This window comes from Enterococcus sp. AZ109 (assembly GCF_051714625.1).
Classification (GTDB): Bacteria; Bacillota; Bacilli; order Lactobacillales; family Enterococcaceae; genus Enterococcus_A.
In genome coordinates, this window is the sequence record NZ_JBIOSF010000001.1 from 3,002,752 (window position 1) to 3,021,821 (window position 19,070).

The 19,070-nt window shown below is 41.4% G+C and carries 19 protein-coding genes; 17 read left to right on the forward strand and 2 right to left on the reverse strand.

Features of this window, described 5'->3' with window-relative positions; translation table 11 throughout:
* The first annotated feature begins 60 nt into the window (after positions 1–60).
* Both IGI42_RS14805 and IGI42_RS14810 read left to right on the forward strand, forming a co-directional pair.
* Positions 61–714, forward strand: a complete 654-nt coding sequence (locus IGI42_RS14805; protein WP_438716636.1) for a hypothetical protein — start codon at positions 61–63, stop codon at positions 712–714.
* 105 nt (positions 715–819) lie between these two features.
* Complete coding sequence (locus tag IGI42_RS14810; RefSeq protein ID WP_438716637.1) at positions 820–1,656, forward strand: SDR family NAD(P)-dependent oxidoreductase; 837 nt, start codon at positions 820–822, stop codon at positions 1,654–1,656.
* A gap of 257 nt (positions 1,657–1,913) precedes the next feature.
* Here IGI42_RS14810 and IGI42_RS14815 read toward each other — a convergent pair whose 3' ends face one another.
* Positions 1,914–3,821 carry a M13 family metallopeptidase gene (locus IGI42_RS14815; protein WP_438716638.1) on the reverse strand — a complete coding sequence of 636 codons (1,908 nt, stop codon included), beginning with the start codon at positions 3,819–3,821 and terminating at the stop codon, positions 1,914–1,916.
* A gap of 84 nt (positions 3,822–3,905) precedes the next feature.
* Here IGI42_RS14815 and IGI42_RS14820 point away from each other — a divergent pair, with 84 nt between their 5' ends.
* Both IGI42_RS14820 and IGI42_RS14825 read left to right on the forward strand, forming a co-directional pair.
* Entirely contained in the window at positions 3,906–4,451 is a 546-nt protein-coding gene (locus IGI42_RS14820) for a hypothetical protein (RefSeq protein ID WP_438716639.1), read from the forward strand.
* A gap of 68 nt (positions 4,452–4,519) precedes the next feature.
* On the forward strand, positions 4,520–5,494 hold the full coding sequence (locus IGI42_RS14825; protein WP_438716640.1) for a ribose-phosphate diphosphokinase: 975 nt from the start codon (positions 4,520–4,522) through the stop codon (positions 5,492–5,494).
* Positions 5,495–5,638: 144 nt separating this feature from the next.
* Here the strand turns inward: IGI42_RS14825 and IGI42_RS14830 are convergent, their stop codons facing one another.
* Positions 5,639–6,811: a PucR family transcriptional regulator gene (locus tag IGI42_RS14830; protein ID WP_438716641.1), complete on the reverse strand. Its 1,173-nt coding sequence runs from the start codon at positions 6,809–6,811 to the stop codon at positions 5,639–5,641.
* Positions 6,812–7,018: 207 nt separating this feature from the next.
* Between IGI42_RS14830 and IGI42_RS14835 the strand changes: the two genes are divergently transcribed.
* The 13 genes from IGI42_RS14835 (at position 7,019) to IGI42_RS14895 (ending at position 19,044) form a co-directional block, all read left to right on the forward strand.
* Positions 7,019–8,527 carry an ABC transporter substrate-binding protein/permease gene (locus IGI42_RS14835; RefSeq protein ID WP_438716642.1) on the forward strand — a complete coding sequence of 503 codons (1,509 nt, stop codon included), beginning with the start codon at positions 7,019–7,021 and terminating at the stop codon, positions 8,525–8,527.
* Between the two features lie 11 nt (positions 8,528–8,538).
* On the forward strand, positions 8,539–9,273 hold the full coding sequence (locus IGI42_RS14840; RefSeq protein WP_438716643.1) for an amino acid ABC transporter ATP-binding protein: 735 nt from the start codon (positions 8,539–8,541) through the stop codon (positions 9,271–9,273).
* Positions 9,274–9,309: 36 nt separating this feature from the next.
* A complete protein-coding gene (locus IGI42_RS14845; RefSeq protein ID WP_438716644.1) occupies positions 9,310–10,437 on the forward strand; it encodes an aminotransferase class I/II-fold pyridoxal phosphate-dependent enzyme in 1,128 nt (375 codons plus the stop codon).
* 14 nt (positions 10,438–10,451) lie between these two features.
* Complete coding sequence (locus tag IGI42_RS14850; RefSeq protein WP_438716645.1) at positions 10,452–11,504, forward strand: ornithine cyclodeaminase family protein; 1,053 nt, start codon at positions 10,452–10,454, stop codon at positions 11,502–11,504.
* Positions 11,505–11,705: 201 nt separating this feature from the next.
* The gene (locus tag IGI42_RS14855) at positions 11,706–12,851 is read left to right on the forward strand and encodes a cysteine desulfurase family protein (protein ID WP_438716646.1); all 1,146 of its coding nucleotides are present in this window, start codon (positions 11,706–11,708) and stop codon (positions 12,849–12,851) included.
* Between the two features lie 61 nt (positions 12,852–12,912).
* Positions 12,913–13,254 (forward strand): DUF1831 domain-containing protein, encoded by a 342-nt coding sequence (locus tag IGI42_RS14860; RefSeq protein ID WP_438716647.1) that lies wholly within the window; start codon positions 12,913–12,915, stop codon positions 13,252–13,254.
* A gap of 150 nt (positions 13,255–13,404) precedes the next feature.
* A complete protein-coding gene (locus tag IGI42_RS14865; RefSeq protein ID WP_438716648.1) occupies positions 13,405–14,085 on the forward strand; it encodes a response regulator transcription factor in 681 nt (226 codons plus the stop codon).
* Complete coding sequence (locus IGI42_RS14870; RefSeq protein WP_438716649.1) at positions 14,078–15,085, forward strand: HAMP domain-containing sensor histidine kinase; 1,008 nt, start codon at positions 14,078–14,080, stop codon at positions 15,083–15,085. The genes IGI42_RS14865 and IGI42_RS14870 overlap by 8 nt, the downstream gene beginning before the upstream one ends.
* 134 nt (positions 15,086–15,219) lie before the next feature.
* On the forward strand, positions 15,220–15,372 hold the full coding sequence (locus IGI42_RS14875) for a hypothetical protein (RefSeq protein ID WP_438716650.1): 153 nt from the start codon (positions 15,220–15,222) through the stop codon (positions 15,370–15,372).
* Positions 15,369–16,217, forward strand: coding sequence for an ABC transporter ATP-binding protein (locus tag IGI42_RS14880; RefSeq protein WP_438716651.1), 849 nt, complete (start codon positions 15,369–15,371; stop codon positions 16,215–16,217). Before IGI42_RS14875 ends, IGI42_RS14880 begins: the two co-directional genes overlap by 4 nt.
* Positions 16,217–17,209, forward strand: coding sequence for an ABC transporter permease (locus IGI42_RS14885; protein ID WP_438716652.1), 993 nt, complete (start codon positions 16,217–16,219; stop codon positions 17,207–17,209). Before IGI42_RS14880 ends, IGI42_RS14885 begins: the two co-directional genes overlap by 1 nt.
* Position 17,210: 1 nt before the next feature.
* Entirely contained in the window at positions 17,211–18,221 is a 1,011-nt protein-coding gene (locus IGI42_RS14890; protein ID WP_438716653.1) for an ABC transporter permease, read from the forward strand.
* Positions 18,222–18,423: 202 nt separating this feature from the next.
* Complete coding sequence (locus IGI42_RS14895; RefSeq protein ID WP_438716654.1) at positions 18,424–19,044, forward strand: hypothetical protein; 621 nt, start codon at positions 18,424–18,426, stop codon at positions 19,042–19,044.
* The last annotated feature ends 26 nt before the right edge of the window (positions 19,045–19,070 follow it).

Consider the following 19,070-nt stretch of genomic DNA (forward strand, 5'->3'; position numbering starts at 1 on the left):
TGTTGATTTGTAATAACTCAAACAGCCTTCTGCTTGAACGCTGTTTTAAGGAGCAAAGCTGTGAGTACAGAAACATTTGTCCAAACGATTTTAAAATTAAGCAAGTTGCCGGATGAATCTTACGAGGGCTATTTGCTGAAACAAGACAATTTGTATCGGAGGATTCCCGAAGAAGCGAAGGCCGAGCTGCTGCGTAATGCCGTTGCTTGCGGTAAACAGGCCGCTCAGCCTCTGAAAGGGAAACCACTGACTGGATTTTTGCAACAGGCAGGTATTCAGGTAGTTTATACGAAGGAAACTTCCAACAAGACTAAGAATGCCTACACCTTGGCGGAGATTCGTTTGCCGGATCGGATTACCTTGAATGAAACCCTGATCGAATCTGGACAAAAGCTGATTGATCACGAAGTTGACCTGCAGTTTTTAACGGCGCAGGCCTCGATTGCGGATATTTTATCGGCCCATGAATTGTTTCATTACTTGGAAAACCGTGATAAATTGTATACCACAGAAAAACATATTCAGTACAAAATTGGTCCGTTTTCAAAAACAGCTCGAATTCACGCCTTGAGTGAGATTGCCGCTACGGCTTTTGTTAAAGAAATCTATGGGCTGACCTTTTCACCACTTTTATTCAATTCCGTGCTGCTCTACAATTTTGATACCGAATTTAGCGAAGATTTTGCCGCTCAGCTGTTGAAGCGGGTGGGCTGATTTATCACTTGAAGCTATGAATCAATTGAAAAAAGCAATTAGTTTAATTGCTTAAAGTAACGTATAGTAGGTTATAGAGAATAACAACAAAGGGGAAATCAAACAATGGAAAAAACTTGGTTAGATTTAGCTGGCGACGTAGTAGTCATCACTGGTGCTTTAGGCGGAATGGGACGCAAAATCGCAAATGACTTTGCGGAACAAGGGTCAAAATTAGCTTTAGTTGACTTAAACGAAGAAGCAACACAAAGCTATGCAAAAGAATTAGCAAGCACTTACGGCATCGAAGCAAAAGGCTATTCATGCAACTCAACAGTTGAAGAACAAGTAGACGCATTAGCAAAAGCAGTTAAAGCTGACTTTGGCCGCATTGACGTTTTAGTTCAAACGGCTGCGATCTTAACATTCAGTCCATTAGAAGACTTAGCATTGGATGAGTGGAAACGCACCATCGATGTAAACTTAACTGGTTACTTCTTAGTTTCACAACGCATCGGCCGTGTAATGATCGAACAACAATCTGGTCGTATGGTACACATTTCAACTATCGCCTCTCTTAGCCCAGAAACTTACTCAGGTGCTTACAGCCCAAGTAAAGCTGGCGTAAACATGCTGTCTAAGATGATCGCTGGCGAGTGGGGACAATATGGCGTACGTAGTAACTGCGTATTACCATGTTTCGTTAAAACACCATTATCAACGAAATTCTACGAAGACGAAGAAGTAGAAGAAGGCCGTAGAAGAATGACTGCTAACCGTCGTATCGGTGAAGTACAAGACATCGCTAACGCAGTATTGTACTTGGCAAGCAACCGTTCTGACTACACTAACGGTCACGAACTACGCGTTGAAGGCGGATTTGGCAACATGATCGGCGACTTGGTACCAAAACCAGGCGGACGTCGTCAATACGCTATCGATTCTAAAAAACCTAAAAACTAATTTGAACGGATGAAACCCAGCTAAGGATGAGCGCTGTTATGCGCTCGGCTTGGCTGGTTTTTTGGTTGTTAAAATCAAATTATTGGGTCCAAACTGGATTTAGATCCAATAATTTGATAGATGGTAAATGAAAAGCACCATCACTCATTATAAAAGTGACGGTGCTTTTCGATACGTGAGAAAACAGCACTTTGGTAGTTTGCCTAACTGTATCATCGATGACCAGCTTCCCAAACTAGCTTTGTCTAGCTTTTAAATTACCAAATACTTACCCGTTTCTCCGGTGCCAGATACATCTCATCCTCCGAAGTCACACCAAAAGTTTCGTAAAACTCATCGATATTTTGTACTTGAACATTGGCTCTCAATTTGTTTGGTGCGTGAACATCGACTGCCAAAAGTAATTGTGCATATTCAGGACGAGCTTTCATGCGCCAGATGGTAGCCCAGTTAACGAAAAAGGCTTCCAGATCGACATCTTTCTCACGTTTGGCAGCTTCCAAGGCACAACTCAATCCCCCAGCATCGGCAATATTTTCGGAAACAGTCAGCTTGCCGTTGACTTTGCCGCCAGCGATTTTCAAGCCGTCGAATTCCGCAATCATGGCATCTGCTAATTCCTGGAAGTGTTCGCGATCTTCAACAGTCCACCAATTGTTCAAGTTTCCTAGTTCATCAAATAGTGAACCATTGTTATCAAAGGCGTGGGAAATTTCATGGGCGATGACTGCACCAATCCCGCCGTAGTTAGCACTCTTAGATTGTTCCAGACTGTAGAAAGGTGCCTGTAAAATCGCTGCTGGGAACACAATGATATTACGGAATGGGTGATAATAAGCATTCACGGTGTCTGCACTCATTTCCCATTCTTCACGATCCACCGGTTGGTTCCATTTCTTAAATTGATCCTCACGACCCATTCGGCTAAAGGCTAAGGCATTATCCAACAAAGTCCCGCCATCTTCCGCAGGAGTTACTTTAAACTTACGATACAAAGCCGGAATTTCATCAGGATAACCCACATGAATGCCTAATGTGCTTAATTTTAGAATAGCTTTTTCTCGAGTATCTTCGCTTAACCACGTATTGTTTGCCAAGCGGTCTTGGTAGACGGCGATCATGGTTTCCACCATTTGCTTCACGTCATTTTTGGCTTGTTCACCAAAATATTTCTTGCCATAATAATCACCGACGACTTGATCAAAACGGCCAGATGCCAAGTAGAAGGCGGCTTTTTTCTGTGGACGGGCTTCGGCTGCGCCAGACAAGGCGCGATTGTAGATGCCGCCGACTTGGCGAGCTTCTTCACTTAAGTAACCAGTCAAAGAGTTCAAACTCAAGACCAACATCCAGCTTTTGATCAAAGAGAAGTTTTCAGGATTGACAAAGCTGTCCATTTCATCAAAATACAAAGGCTCGGTCACAATAATTTTTTCTGGCAACTGACCGATCAACGCCTCAATTAGCTTATCCATTTGAATGTGACTGCTGTGGGCGACGAATTCTTCAGCGGTTTGTGGATTGTACATTTTGCTATAGTCGGCATTTTCCTCAGCGCTTTTCACATGGGGAGCCAGCAGACGATCAAAAGCTAAGGCTTCATCAGTAATCCGTTCAGCTTCGTCTTTATCATAGCCAGCCATATCAAACAGCTGCAAAGTCATATCTTTGAAAATTGCCAATAATTGCTCAGCTTGCGGATGACCTTCTTCATAGTAAGTTTTATCCGGCAAGATCAACCCAGGAACCCCAGCAAACATGGCATTCGTAGTCGTATCTTTCATATCGGCATCGATATCCAAACCAAATGGCAAAGGCAGACCAGAAAGTGTCCAATCCTTCAATTGACCATTCAAGTCCTCAAAGGAATTCAGTTGTTCAATTCGTTCCATAATCGGTTTTAACGGCTGCATCCCATCGGCATCCCGCTTGTCAAAATCACTGGCTAAGCGATAGTAGGCGATGTATTCCTTCATTAACTCATTAGGAATGGTGTCTGGCTGTTCTGCCATTTTTGTCGTTTCGGCGATTAACAGGTCATCGATCTCATCCACCAAATCTTGAAAACCGCCTGTTGCCGGTTTGTCTGCCGGTATTTCAGCCGTTTCTAACCATTTTCCATTGACTGCTTCGTATAAATCTTTTTTTATCATAAGTTTGTCCATAAAGTACGTGCCCCTTTCTTTCCTTTCTATTATGATATAGACAGGACAAATACTCAAAACAAAAAAACTTAAGGAGCCAAAAATATGACGTATCCTTTAGATTCTTGGGTGGAATTACCAGAAGAGTGCTTCAAAACTTACCGCTCTTGGCGCACTCCCAGTGGTTATTTGTGCGGTACTTATGCCAGCAGTGTGCTTTTGGCCTATTATCAAGATTATCTAAATGAAGCTATTTTGCCCACCAGCCTGCGAGAAAAAGGTTCAACTGACAATCAGGCATTGATTGCTGCGATGAAGCCAATGCTTCAACCGATTGATCTACCAACGGTTCCAGCTCAAATCAGCTTTGGCTTAAATCGTTTTTTGAAAAAATATCAGGTGGAAGCTCGCGTACGTTTTACCACTACCGGTGCCTGGCAACGAAGCACTAAGCGGATTTCACAGGGAAAACCAGTGATGATCGGCATTTTGCGTTTATTGGGTAGTACCTACGGCAATCATTGGGTAGTAGCCTATGGTTTCTTGGAAAAAAGTAATGGAAAACGCTTTTATAAAATTCATGACAATTGGGGGAGTTATAACAAAATTATTCCAGCACATTGGGCAAATGGAACAATTTCTTTTCCGTAAAATTAAAAAACAGAAAAAATACAATAACTTGTGTTAAACTAGGGGTACAAAAAACTTGGAGGGACACCATGACTGAGCAGAATAGCGAAAATAAATACAAAATCTTTGGTTTGAATGGCAATCAGCCATTAGCAGAAAAGATTGCAGCTGTTTGTGGAACAACATTAGGAAAATGTACAGTGAAACAATTTAGCGATGGAGAAATTGCCATTAACGTAGAGGAAACCGTGCGGGGGTACGATACTTATATAGTACAAGCCACCAACGAACCAGTGAACGACTACTACATGGAATTGCTGATTATGATCGATGCAATGAAGCGGGCAAGTGCCAAAACGGTAAACGTAGTCTTACCTTATTATGGGTATGCACGACAAGACCGAACAGCGAAGCCGCATGAGCCGATTACGGCAAAATTAATCGCCAATCTTTTATCAGATGCCGGCGCGACTCGCGTGCTGACATTAGATTTGCATACTGTTCAGGTCCAAGGATTTTTCGATATTCCGGTAGACAATTTGTTTACGATGCCACTTTTCGCTCATTATTATCGTGAGAAAAACATGGTAGGGGACGATTATGTAGTGGTATCACCGAAAAACAGTGGTGTACAAAGAGCCCGCAGCTTGTCGGAATACTTAGACACAACCATTGCCATTGTCGATGAAACCGAAGAAGGCAATCCTGAGAGCGGTTATGTGATTGGGGATGTTGTCGGTAAGGTCTGCATCATGGTAGATGATATTTTAAACACGGGTGAAGTTTTCCAAACAGCTGCCAGCACCTTGAAAAAAGCTGGTGCTAAGGATGTTGTCGCTTGTGCTTCTCACGGACTGTTGTCACCGCCTGCCAAGGAGTGCTTAGATCAATCAGAAATTACTGAAATTTGTATTACTGATTCGGTTTTCACACCAGATGAACGTCATCCAAAACAACTGAAGATTATCAGCTGTTCTGAATTGATGGGTGAAGCTGTGAAACGGATTCATAACAATCTATCCGTAAGCCCATTGTTTACGGTAGAGAAAAAAGACGATAATTAACTAGTGAAGCACGCGAGAAACTGATTTCAGTCTTTCGCGTGTTTTTTTTGTGGTGAGCATTCCAAAGGGCGCTAGCCCGAGTAAATAAAAACTTCAAACTGTATACTTAGCTCTTCAAAGAAAAAACTGTTGGCGGAATCGTTCTTACTCCGCATTTAAACGATCAATCTTAACTGCTAAAGAAAGCTGTTCGTATAAGGCGAAATCCGATAATGCTTGTTCTTCATTGCTTAATAGGTCTTTTAATTTATGCAGTCGATAACGAACGGAGTTTTCGTGAATATCTAAGTCATCTGCCATCAAGGAAAGGTTGCCTTCGAAATGCACAAAAGACCTAGCTGTCTCCCAAAGCTTTTGTTTTTTTGAGGGATCGTTTTGCCGAATTTTATCTAATAGCTGTTGACTGTAATGCTGAAACGACTCATCCTGATAAAAAGGAATAAGCAACTGATAGATGCCAAGATCTCCATACTTACTCACTCTTTTTTGCGCTTTTTGTCCAAATTGAGCACTAATCAAGGCTTCCGAGAAAGCATTTTTTAATTCTGCTGGCTGATGATAATCCAAACTCTGACCGATGGTAAATCCATCGGAAGGCAACCCAATTTGTTGGAAAACAAAAGTAATCGATGGAACTCCTTCCTCTTTCAATGTATGTTTTTTGAGGCCTAGTAATACAAAAAATCCTTGCCGATAACTGATTCCGCTTGTAAACAGCGAAGGATGCTGGTAGTTGTTGATTAAAGAGAGCCAGTGAACAATCGGCTGATTCAAGCGATCCGGCTGCAGGTAAAACAAGCTGTAGCGCTTAAGTTGTTCCTGACGATAAAGCAACGATTGGATACGGGATTCGGGAACAGGTTTGCCTGTTAATAGATCTTCCACCAGCACCTCCAAGATTTTTTGCTTACCATCAAAAGAGATCACCTGCTTTAGCTGGAACAGGATATCTTCAAAATGGGGTGTAGCTGTCTGATCATAGGTGAAGATCGGAAAATTAATCTCATCGGCGTAAGCCAATACTTCAGGCGGCAATTCCTGAAAGAAAATCTTTTTCACAATCAATCCACTAACACCGTCACGATACAACAAGCGGATGGTATCCACTAAAAGTGCTGGATTGTTTCTAGCAAAGTACAGACTGGTGATCACAAAGGTATTTACTTCGAATTTTCTTCTAGGGTGCAGCCCCTCATCGTACTCATATTCCAGTATTCCTACAGTATTTATCTCATTTTCTATCCCATTTTTACCAGCGGCTAAGGTTAAAAAATTAAAGTAATCAAATGACAAAACTTCACGAATGGCAATGCTCATCTCTATCTCCCTCCTGTAATCTCATAATTATACATTTCGCTCCTCACAATTATACACTTAAATTTCTGTTTTTGAAAAATACACAAAAATCCTAAAGTTGATTGGTAATATTTTCAAAAAAATCGTACAGATTAGCAGGTATAATAGAGATAACAAAAAAATGTGGGAATAAAGGTGAATGAATATTCACTACTTGGAGGGGAAAGAATGGAAAAGAACTGGTTGAAAAGAACCGCCATTTTGTTGCTGGGATTACTGGTACTGTTTGGGGGCACTGCTAGCGGGTATGCGGCGGAGGATGATTCGCTGCAAAAGGTCTTGGACCGCGGCACGTTAATTGTCGGGACATCGGCAGATAATCCGCCGAAGGAATTTATTCGTATGAATAACGGTAAAGAAGAAATTGTCGGTTTTGATATTGATGTAGCCAAAGAAATTGCCAAGGAATTAGGGGTTGAATTAGAAGTAACCAACATGAAATTTGATGGCTTGATTCCTAGTATTCAAAACAACGAGTTTGACATGGCATTAGCGGGCTTTAACCCGACACCGGAGCGAAGAGAAATCGTTGGTTTTTCTGATCCTTATCACACACTGCCTTTTGTCATTCTAACGACTAAGGACAAAGCCGAGGTACTGACTTCTGTTGAATCCTTAACGGGTAAGGAAGTAGCCGCACAAAAAGGTTCGACCCAAGAAACCATCCTAAACGATTATCTGGGAAATGCCCAACCCGTTGCTTTAGGAAAATTGCCAGAAGTTATCGCTGAAATTAATGCGGGCACGGTGGATGCAGGGGTTGTCGGTTGGTTGACTGCTAGAAACTATTTAGATGTGTATCCTAATTTAGCCATTGCCGATATTGAAATCGAGGTTCCTGAAGAAAAAACGGCCCAAGTTATTGCCTTTCCCAAAGAAAGCAATGCCTTAATCGAACGGGTCAATGAAATCATTGCCGATATGGAAGAAGAAGGGTTGATGGAAGAGCTCTTAGACAAAAATATTGAGTTAGCTAAAGCCGGAGACAGTCAAGACAGTCGCAGTATGCTGAAAACTTACGGCCCATTGTTCCTTAAAGGTGCTGTGACAACCATTGGCGTAGCATTGGTATGTGTACTGTTTGGTACCTTGCTGGGAATTCTAGTTGCTTTATTGCGTATTTCTTCTAATAAGCTGTTGAAAGCTTTGGCAACTTTTTATATTCAAGTTTTACGAGGAACGCCGGCGTTACTTCAAGTATTTATCTTCTACTTTGGTCTTTCGATGATCATCAACATCCCGTCTATTCATATCTGGGGTGTGAACCTAGCGCGCCTGATTCCGGGTTGTATCGCTTTGTCGATTAATTCCAGTGCCTACGTGGCGGAAATTATTCGTTCTGGGATCAACGCTGTGGACAAAGGTCAAATGGAAGCTGGCTATTCGTTAGGCTTGAATAAACAAATGACGATGCAGGAAATCATTTTACCGCAAGCGATTCGTAATATTTTGCCTGCTTTAGGTAATGAGTTTATCTCGATGATTAAAGAAACATCCTTGCTTTCGGTTATTGCGGTTTCTGAATTAATGTTTGTGGCTGACACGGTGAAAGCAGCGACTTATCGAACGATGGAATCCCTGTTTATTGCGGCGATTATCTACTTCTGCATGACTTGTGTTGTTTCACTGTTAGTGGCTCGTTTCGAGAAGAAATTGGCTCGTTCAACAAAAGGCTAGGGGGAAAAAGAATGTCTGAATTAATCCAAGTGAATAAGCTATGCAAAGCCTTTGGCGACAATCAAGTGCTAAACGGCATTACTACCACTATAAAAAAAGGGGAAGTTGTCGTAGTGATCGGTCCTTCCGGTTCTGGAAAAAGTACGTTCTTGCGCTGCTTGAATCTGCTGGAGGAACCAACTAGCGGACAAATCATTTTTGAAGGGACCGATTTAACCGATCCTAAAACACAAATCTTCCAAGTCCGTGAGAAGATGGGGATGGTATTTCAATCCTTTAATCTGTTTCCTCATAAAACAGTAATGGAAAATTTATGCCTAGCTCCTGTGAAATTGAGCCGCAAAGATGCGAAAGAAGCGAAAGAAAAAGCAGAGGCCTTACTAAAGCAGGTGGGCCTTTCGGATAAAGCTGATGCTTATCCTAGTTCATTATCTGGCGGTCAGCAGCAACGGATTGCGATTGCCCGTGCCTTAGCAATGGAACCGGATGTGATGTTGTTTGATGAGCCGACTTCCGCTCTTGATCCCGAGATGGTGGGAGAAGTACTGATGGTAATGAAGGATTTGGCAGAAGCTGGTATGACGATGATTATCGTTACCCATGAGATGGGCTTTGCCAAAGAAGTGGGCGACCGCGTGTTGTTCATGGACGAAGGGAAAATTGTCGAAGAAGCATCGCCAGTTGAATTATTCGATCATCCTAAAAATGCCCGAACCATCGATTTTTTAAGCAAGGTACTGCATTAAACTTATTTACTTTAAAAAGAACTAGGAGGAACAACTATGTATATTAAGCCTTTCGGTGTTGAACGATGGCTTTCAAACTATGAATTCAATGTAGACTATAATCTGACCAGCACGTCAATTATTCCTTTTTCACTGGATGAGTTATTAGAAGTAACTGGTGAAAACCCCGAAGAAGTCAAGGAAGCGATTTTCTCTTTGCGCTTAAGCTATGGTGCAATTGAAGGTGATCCGGCCTATTTAGCCGGGGTAGCCAGCTTGTATGATTCGCTTTCTCCCAACCAAGTAATCTCTACTCATGGCGGAGTGGGGGCGTCTCACTTAACCATGATGACCTTAATTGAACCTGGTGATCATGTGGTTGCGATCCTGCCAGCCTATCAGCAAATCTATTCGGTCCCCGAATCCATCGGGGCTAAGGTCGATTACCTGTTTATGGAAAAAGCGGATGATTTTGTAATTGATCTGGATAAGCTGGCAGCGTTGGTTACGCCGCAAACCAAAGCTATCTGCTTCAATAATCCCAATAATCCCACCGGCCAAGTGGTCAGTGATGACATTGTAAGAGCGATGACGGAGATTGCTCGTAAAAATGATGCCTATTTGATTTGTGATGAAGCCTATCGCGGATTGGCTCATGAAAAAGGCTTCGCCCTGTCAGTAGCAGACAGCTATGAAAAAGGGGTTAGTCTAGGCAGTATGTCAAAAGCCTTTGCGATGGCCGGTCTACGTTTAGGTTGGATCGCGACACAAGATGAATGGCTAATAAAAGCCGTTGAAATTCAGCGAGATTACACGATGATTAGCTGTGGCGGCATTGACGAATACATTGCCGGCTTAGCACTAAAAAATAAAGAGGTTGTATGTCAAAGAAATTTAGAAATCGTCCGCCATCGGGTCGAAGTCTTCAGTGACTGGGTTCAAAGCGAACCCAAACTCGATTGTGTCCTGCCACAAGGGGGAACAGTGTGCCTACCTTACTACCAAAGCAACCTGTCTTCAGAAGACTTTTGCCGCAAGGCCATTGAAACTGAAAGTGTCCTGCTGATGCCGGGCTCTGTTTTTGAATTGGAAAATTGTTTCCGCATGGGCTGTGCCCGTGAGCCGGAAGATAAATTCTTGGCGGGCTTGGAACGAGTGTCCAGCTTTTTGAAAAAGATCGATTAACAAAGGAGAGCAAGATGACGAAAATACGTGTGTTGAATCAAGCAATGGTTAAAGAGGTCTTATCATTAAAGGACACCATTGCTACAGTCGAAGAAGTTTATCGTGGAAAGGCTCGGGAAACAAGTACGCTCTGGCCAATGATTTTCTACGAGTTTGAACCAGGACTTGCTGACATGGATATTAAATCGGGTTGGATGAAGGGGCTAGGGATTTATGGCTTAAAACTGGTTTCTTGGTATGGCAACAATCCGCAGCAGCAATTACCTGCACTATTTGGAACAACCATGCTGTTTGATGATCAAACGGGTGCACCGCTAGGAATTGTTGATGCTGAGTATATTACCGGAATGCGTACTGGAGCTGCCGCAGCAATCGGCAGCAAATACCTCGCCCGCCCAGATTCTGAAACACTTTTAATGGTAGGAACTGGACACCAAGCATTATTCCAAATCCTTAGTCATTTAATTGCGATTCCTCATTTGAAGCAGCTATTCATTTATGATCCGTTAAAAACAGCCAATGCGCAAGATTTTGCGGCTGCCTGCAAGGAAAGACTAATTCAGTTACTAGATCAGCCAAAAATACAAGAAGATCACTCCCAATTACGAGCTAAGATTGATCAGTTAACCATTCAACCTGTAGAGGAATTACCGGCGGTAGTCGGAAAGGCGGATATTATCGTTACCGCAACTCCGTCAAAACAACCACTGATCCAAGCAGAATGGGTACAACCAGGAACGCATTTTAGTTGTGTGGGTGCCGACATGAGTGGCAAACAGGAAATCGATGGTAAAATTTTCCAAAAAGCTCGTCTGTTTGTGGATGATCGCAAACAAGCAATAGCTGTTGGTGAGACAGAACTGCCAATCAAACAAGGCTTGATTGACGAAAGTGCTATTCAAGGAGAAATTGGTGAAGTTTTATTAAAGCGTGTAGCGGGTCGCTTATCAGAAACTGACATCACCATTTACGATACCACGGGAATTGCTTTACAGGATTTAGCCGTGACTAAGCAAGTACTGGATGCTGCGGCGAAAAACAATATCGGACAAGTAGTCGATTTATAAAATTTTTAGGCAAATCAACAAACTGGCAGGCGCGCCGATTTATTGATTTGTCTTAATTGTTTTAAGTATTAGAAAGCAGGTAAAGATAAATTTAGTCTTAGTACGCTAAAGACGAAAGAGTTTATGAAGCCTTTCCTTGTCTAAAGCCGCTTGCCTGTGCTAGAATAACCCTACTTTAACTATAGAAAGGTTCGTAGACTTGTGGAATCCATTTATTTAGATCATGCAGCCACCAGCCCGATGCATCCTGATGTGATTGCGACCATGGCTGACATTATGCAAAATTATTACGGCAACCCATCGAGTATTCACCACTTGGGCCGCTCTGCTTCTCAAAAGCTGGAAGAAGCTCGGGAAATCATCGCCAAAAGCCTAGACGTGAAGCCTCATGAGATCATCTTCAACAGCGGTGGAACGGAAGGGGATAACACGGCGATTTTAGCCACAGCCTTCTCGCGTCAAAAACAAGGCAAGCACTTGATCACTACCGCTATTGAGCATCCGGCTGTTATGAATACCATGGCTTATTTGGAGGACAAGGGCTTTGAAGTGACCTATTTAGCGGTGAACGAACAAGGACACATTTCCCTTGATGAATTGCAGGCGGCTTTACGTGAGGACACGATTTTAGTTTCCATCATGTATGGCAACAACGAAATCGGCAACCTGATGCCCATCAAAGAAATCGGCAAAATGCTAAAAGAGTATCCCGCTTATTTCCATACGGATGCAGTTCAAGCTTATGGCAATCAAACCATTCAACCTCATGAAATGGGCATTGATCTTTTAAGCACCTCAGCCCACAAAATCAATGGACCGCGAGGCGTCGGCTTCTTATACAAAAGCGATGATATCCGTCTGCCATCCTTGCTTCACGGCGGCGAACAAGAAGAAAAACGCCGAGCAGGAACTGAAAACTTAGCGGGCATTTGCGGTTTTGCCAAAGCCGCTGCGCTATTGACGCCAGAAGAACGCCAGAAGCGTGCACTAGCCTATCAAGCTTTTAGTGATATTGTATTAAATGGTTTAGATGAAGCTGGCATAGCTTATCAAATCAATGGTGATCTGGAAAATAAGCTGCCCCATGTGTTGAATTTACGTTTAGATGGTATCATGAATGATTTGCTTTTGATGAAGCTGGACCTAAAAGGAATAGCCATTTCTACTGGGTCTGCTTGTACTGCTGGCAACATCGATCCTTCCCATGTCCTAGAAGCCATGTATGGCAAAAATGCACCTGAAGTGAAGCAGTCGATCCGGGTCAGCTTTGGCTATGGCAATACAGCTGATGAAGTGCAACGTTTCACCGACGAGCTGGTTTCGGCAGTGAAACAACTACGAAAGTAGATTGAAATACCCGTTCGTTCCCTCTATAATGATAGATAACAATTAAAGAAGAGGTGAGGGTATGGCTTTTGGAAAAACAGCCACGGTAGAAGGTGCCAGCGTCACTTACGCTTTAGCACCAACTGCAAAAAAATACACATTAAGAGATAACGGGTTTACAGAAACAAGTTCGGGGAATTTTCAATTCATTCGCCCCTTAAATGCAACACCCCAGAGCAAAGAAGGCTTCAAATTAAAAATCACAGTGGCCAAAGATTTACAGCAATTAAAAATGTCTATCACAACCGCTAATGGTCTAAAAGCAGTAAATATTTTTAAAGATGCCAAGCATGAATTACTGCAGGAAAAATTTTACTTCCTAATGGATGGTATGATTGATCGCGGATTGTTTGTCAAAGTGTAGCACCAAAATATAACCTTTACTCATGGCTGTGGCGTTTTATGTCACAGCCATGTTTTTTTGTAAGCAAAATTGATTCTTTCGTTCTGCTACTGTACTGCGCATGATAGAATAAACTAAATGCTGGATTTATTGATGGAGGTTAGCTGTATTATGGCACTTATTTTAATTGCAGAAGATGAAAAACGAATCCAACAGATTATTGCTGATTATGCTGAGCGAGACGGTCATGAAGTGCTTTTGGCAGATGACGGGATCGACGCGTTGGCGATAGTAAAAAAAGGTATGGTGGATTTGCTGATCTTGGACATTATGATGCCTAATATGGACGGCTTTTCTGTTTGTAAGCAGGTACGGGAAATCAGTGATCTGCCAATTATTATGCTGACAGCAAAGCAAGAAGAAACCGACAAGTTAAAAGGATATGGCTTGGGGACCGATGATTATGTTACTAAACCATTTAGTCCCAATCTACTAATGGCTAAAGTAAAAGTGCTGCTCAGAAGAACAGGACACAAAAGCGATCATAAGCCAACGTTAAATGCTGGAAAAATTATTCTTAGTCCGACTTCAAGAGAAGTAACGATACTGGAAAACCAGCTTGACTTAACTTATACAGAGTTTGAACTGCTGCACCTATTTATGAAGAATCCTCATCAGGTATTTTCAAGAGAACAACTGTTAAATCTTATTTGGGGCTATGACTTTGAGGGGACTAGCCGCACGGTAGATGTTCATGTAAAAAATCTACGTCAAAAATTAGGGAACGAAGGTCGACACATCGTGACATTAATACGCTCTGGTTACAAGTTTGAGGTGATGGAGGATGCATAAGAAAGCAGACGGCACCAGTTGGTATTCCATTTATCCGCTGAATAAAAAGATCTTTTTGTTATCCAAAATTTTGATGGGTATCTGCTTGGTATCCTATCTGATTTCTTCTAAGTTTATTGATTGGGGTGGGGATCTTTTTTTTATTGGTAGCCTACTTGTGTTGATTTTAGGCTGGGATGCGGTTTTAGTTAAAATCCTCTCACAGCCGATGCAGGAAATCAGCGAAACAGCCCAACGGATGGCAGAGCTTGATTTTTCCCAGCCTTGCGTGGTAGAAACAAAGGATGAATTGCAGACACTAGCAGAGAACTTAAATACAACTGCGGAAAATTTGGAGCAAGCTCTGGCACAGCGAAAAGAACTTTCGGACTCCTTGTCCCATGAACTTAAGACGCCGCTGGGAGTTATTCGGGCTTACGTTGAAGGATTGGAACATGTACAAAAGGATCAGCAGGAGGCGTACCGCCAGATTATCATAGAAGAAACCGAAAAAATGACTGACTTGATCAATGCGTTATTGGATTTATCGTCATTGGAAGCAGGAGCTGGCACACTGCAAGTTGAACGGTTTGATTTAGTAGAGTTAGTGGAGACGGTAGCCGGTCGAGAATTTGTGGATATTCCAGTAAAACCTTTCAAGTTTACTTATTTGCTCCCTGATGAGCCAATATATATCGCTGGCGATCAAAATCGTTTGCGGCAGGTATTGCATAATTTTATGAACAATGCTAAGAAATTTGTTCCTTCAGACGGAAAAATTCACTTAAAAGTGGAAGCTCTAACTGGGAAAGTGCGTTTTTCTATTTACAATGATGGTCCTAACCTGTCAGAAGATGTTTGGGAAAAATTCCAGCGAGATAAGCAGGAAATCAATCGAGTAGGTTCAGGCTTGGGTCTTTCCATCGCAGCCCAAATACTAACGATGCATCAAGCCGACTATGGATTCATTAATCATAAAGAGGGTGTGGAATTTTACTGTTCGTTTTCTGCTATCTCATAAATACACTGACTACAAACCATGCTTTGGGGCATGGTTTTTTTACGTCAGCTTTATGCCAACTTTACTTCATCTTTACAGAAGAATTGTAGTTTTAAAACATAGATAGCTTAAATAATTAGATTGGAGGACTTTTTATGTTTTTAGGACTTGCATGGTATTGGTGGGTAATTTTCGCAATCGTTTTAGCCATTTCTTTGCCCTTTAAAATAAAATTTATGAACGCTTGGGCAGAGCGGCAAAAAGAAAAGAAAAATGAACAGCACAACAAATGGGGGGATGACCAGTGATTGAGGTGAAAGATCTGACCTTTTCTTACGGAAAGAACAAGCAAATATTGCAGGGAATTGATTTTAAAGTGAATGCAGGCGAAATTTTTGGCTTTTTAGGGCCAAATGGGTCCGGCAAATCAACAACGCAGAAAATTCTAACCGGTGTTTTAAAAGGATATGGTGGACAGGTATCTTTATTTGGTGAAGGTATCAGCTCTCGTCATGAGCGTAGCTTTTTTCAGAATATCGGCGTTCTTTTTGAGTTTCCTTATCTGTATGCCAACTTAAGTGCCTTAGACAACCTGAATTATTTTGCTTCCTTCTATCCAAAGGAGCAAAGACAAGATATCAATGAATTGTTGGCACGACTGGAGTTTAATCCAGCGTACCTCAAAAAGCCGGTATCGTCCTATTCTAAAGGGATGCGCCAACGAGTTAGCATGGCTCGTGCATTGATGACCAGTCCTAAGGTGCTCTTTTTAGATGAACCCACTAGTGGATTGGATCCCTCAGGAGCAAGATTATTTCGCAGTATTATTGAAGATGAACGTAAAAAAGGAACCACAGTGTTTCTCACCACGCATAATATGATGGATGCCGATCTCCTTTGTGATAGAATCGCACTGATTGTTAACGGAGAAATTGTCGCAATGGATACCCCTAAAAAATTAAAAGAGCGGAATGACGATCAGTTCATTACCATCGAGTATTTGGTAAAAAATGTACTGAAAACAAAACAGTTTAATTTAGCTGAAATGCAGCAACAGTTTGATTTTCCTCACGATGAAATTGTCAGTCTTCATTCACAGGAACCAACCTTGGAAGACGTATTTATTCAATACACAGGAAGGGGGCTGTCCTAATGAGACTCGGTTTCTTTTCTTTACTGAAGAAAGATATCCAACTGATGTTATCTAGCAGATTTCTACTGCTGATTTTTGGTTCTTTGGTATTGTATTCTTGCTATATCCATTTTGTTTACGCCAAGATTGATCAAGATATTTACCCCGTTTATTTATATGACCCAGAACTTTTTTTGACAAACGCCTCTGAAGATATCATCCGCGTAGATACTCTGGAGGAATTAGAGACCGCTGCATCTGATGGATATGCAGTAGGCATTGATGGAAGCAGTTCAGAGCCTAAAATAATCATGACCACCTCTGGTCAAGAGAGTACGGACCACCTTCGTGCCAATTATGCTCGTTCGCTGTTGTCGCCGACAAAAAACGCTGCTGTGAAAACGGTTGGACCAAACAACAAAGAAATGAAAAATAGGCGGGAGATTACTAGTGAATTTTTATTTTTTGAGTTAGCAGCAGTGGGATTTTTAGGCTTAGCCTCTATCTTATTTAAAGAGAAGCATATGGGAGTGATTCGGGTGCATGGGATCATGCCTACCAGCAAATGTTTCTTTATTTTGTCGAAGCTGACTCTCTTTCTAATAGCAGATCTTTTGTTTGCCAGTTTACTAACATTGATTAATCTTGGATTGAAAGCAGGGATAGCTGTCTTACCGGCAATTTTACTGCAGACGTGTATCTTGTCCTTAATAATGGCTTTGGTGGGATTCTTTTGTGCGATCTGGCTACCAGATTTTAAGCAATTTTCCTTATTTTATCTAGTTCTTGCCATCTTTATTACAACACCCGTTTTTCTTGTAGGGCAGACAAGTGTTACTTGGGACTGGATAGACTTTCATCCGATGTACCATCTTTTTATGGCAGTAAAAAATGCCTACTTCCATGTGCCGGCTGCCGGAGTAGTTTATTATGTGGTCTGTGCAGTCACAATAGTTGGGCTTTTTCTGCTGGCATACCAAGCATTATCACGAGAAATGACAAAGGAGGGATAGTATGAAAGGAATTATTTATCAGTTAAAAAATATTCGCCGAGATAAACTCTGCCTGCTGACCTTTTTACTCCCAATTATTGTCGGACTTGGGATAAATCTTCTGTCTGATCCGAGTTTTTCGAGCATTAGCGAAACGTCCTTTGGTATTGTGGAGCAGGATACTACGACTGAGATGTCAGAATGGTTAAAAGAGAACGGTCGTGTAACGAGATATAGTAAAGTGGAAGAGCTGTACGAGGCAGTTAACGATCCAGCAACACAAATGATCGGTGTAACTAGACATGGGGAGGGGATTAGTACAATTTTATCAGGAGATGAGTTCCAGCTTTATAAAACGACAGGTGCTGTATTACCGACACTGTACACCCAACGAGAATCAATGAATACCTCCAGCATTGATATTCGTCCGGCGACAAGTAATAACAAAGGTTTAAAGTCCTTATTGATTGTGATTACAATGGTTACGGCTATGTTTATGGGATGTACCTTTAATGCTATGAACATCATTGGTGAGAAAGAGGACGGGATTTCTTTTATCAACGAAATTTTGCCAATGAGTCAACAGGGATATATTGGTCAAAAAATTATTCTTGGCTTTATTGGCGGGGGCATTTCAACCATTGTTACGGCACTAATCTGTATGAGGGTTGGCGGTAGTCAAATGACCTCATTACTGATACTAATTTTACTTTCTACTTTTATCGCAGCATTGCTCGGTCTTTTTATCGGTCGGTTTTCTCAAGGTATGATGGTAGGGATTGTTTACATCAAAATATTTATGATTTTATTTATTGCGCCACCGATACTTTTTTACTTGGTATTACCAGCAGATAGCATTTTTAAAACGATATCTTACTTCTTACCCTCTAGTGCAACCTTCTATGGGCTGATGGACTTAATAAACGGGCAAATGCAGGTTAATAAATATATTTTTGTATTGCTTTTTCACTGCATAATTTGGTTCTTACTTTATTTTAAAGTAGACCAACATAGTAAGAACTTGAATCGCTAGATAGTCAATTGCCATCATTTAAAAGAGTGTTTCAAGTAAAGGTAACTGAAAGTGACTAGTAAGTTGCCAACTAATATGTAAAAAAAACTTTGATTGCTATTTTTGGCAGAAATTATTTTTTATTTTTCTTCTGAAGCTTCAATTGAAAGAGAATATGGTACACTAGAGACAGTTATCTTTAATTGAAAAAGAAGGTGAAATTTTGGGGCGTAAAATCCAAACAGTCGGGCATCATAAAATTATTTCTGAATTTCGTCATCTATCGGGGCTAACTATTGCGGTTGACGATTGTGCTTACTTGGCAAGAAGCTTTCGTGACTATGGTGTCGATGATTACATCATAGCCTATTATGAAGGAAGCAGCTATTTTACTAGATATATTCCGTATTATGTTGATTTACTTCCTTGCTGGGAATATAAGAAAGAGTATTTAATTCCATTGATTTTCCGCGAGATGCCTGACACGCAAAAAATGTTTAAAGAATCTTACCGCTGGGCGGCTTTTTTCAAGCTTCTGGATTGGTATTTGACTTATCAGCCGGACAAGGTGTTAATTGATTGTCAAAAACGACCAGGAAAAAAACGTGTAGTTGATACTGCCTTTCTAATTTTTCGCCTTTGGGAGATTTGCGACGGTGCAGCATTTCCAATTGGTAATTTGAATAATTTAGCTGAATTTCAGCATTGGGATCATATTTTTCATTTAATTGACACCGGTAAATCTTTTCGGCGAACAAAAGATTTTGATCCAGCACGTATCGAAGATTTGACTCAGCTTGAAGTGATTCTTGCCATTATAAAAATGCGCTACCAAGCGATGTAAAAAATGAGATTGTGACAGAAGTGTTC

Bases quoted from the DNA above. Each gene is read 5' to 3' on its own strand.
- IGI42_RS14810 (WP_438716637.1), top strand. From the start codon at position 820: ATGGAAAAAACTTGGTTAGATTTAGCTGGCGACGTAGTAGTCATCACT.
- IGI42_RS14815 (WP_438716638.1), bottom strand. From the start codon at position 3,821: ATGGACAAACTTATGATAAAAAAAGATTTATACGAAGCAGTCAATGGA.
- IGI42_RS14820 (WP_438716639.1), top strand. From the start codon at position 3,906: ATGACGTATCCTTTAGATTCTTGGGTGGAATTACCAGAAGAGTGCTTC.
- IGI42_RS14825 (WP_438716640.1), top strand. From the start codon at position 4,520: ATGACTGAGCAGAATAGCGAAAATAAATACAAAATCTTTGGTTTGAAT.
- IGI42_RS14830 (WP_438716641.1), bottom strand. From the start codon at position 6,811: ATGAGCATTGCCATTCGTGAAGTTTTGTCATTTGATTACTTTAATTTT.
- IGI42_RS14835 (WP_438716642.1), top strand. From the start codon at position 7,019: ATGGAAAAGAACTGGTTGAAAAGAACCGCCATTTTGTTGCTGGGATTA.
- IGI42_RS14840 (WP_438716643.1), top strand. From the start codon at position 8,539: ATGTCTGAATTAATCCAAGTGAATAAGCTATGCAAAGCCTTTGGCGAC.
- IGI42_RS14845 (WP_438716644.1), top strand. From the start codon at position 9,310: ATGTATATTAAGCCTTTCGGTGTTGAACGATGGCTTTCAAACTATGAA.
- IGI42_RS14850 (WP_438716645.1), top strand. From the start codon at position 10,452: ATGACGAAAATACGTGTGTTGAATCAAGCAATGGTTAAAGAGGTCTTA.
- IGI42_RS14860 (WP_438716647.1), top strand. From the start codon at position 12,913: ATGGCTTTTGGAAAAACAGCCACGGTAGAAGGTGCCAGCGTCACTTAC.
- IGI42_RS14865 (WP_438716648.1), top strand. From the start codon at position 13,405: ATGGCACTTATTTTAATTGCAGAAGATGAAAAACGAATCCAACAGATT.
- IGI42_RS14870 (WP_438716649.1), top strand. From the start codon at position 14,078: ATGCATAAGAAAGCAGACGGCACCAGTTGGTATTCCATTTATCCGCTG.
- IGI42_RS14875 (WP_438716650.1), top strand. From the start codon at position 15,220: ATGTTTTTAGGACTTGCATGGTATTGGTGGGTAATTTTCGCAATCGTT.
- IGI42_RS14885 (WP_438716652.1), top strand. From the start codon at position 16,217: ATGAGACTCGGTTTCTTTTCTTTACTGAAGAAAGATATCCAACTGATG.
- IGI42_RS14890 (WP_438716653.1), top strand. From the start codon at position 17,211: ATGAAAGGAATTATTTATCAGTTAAAAAATATTCGCCGAGATAAACTC.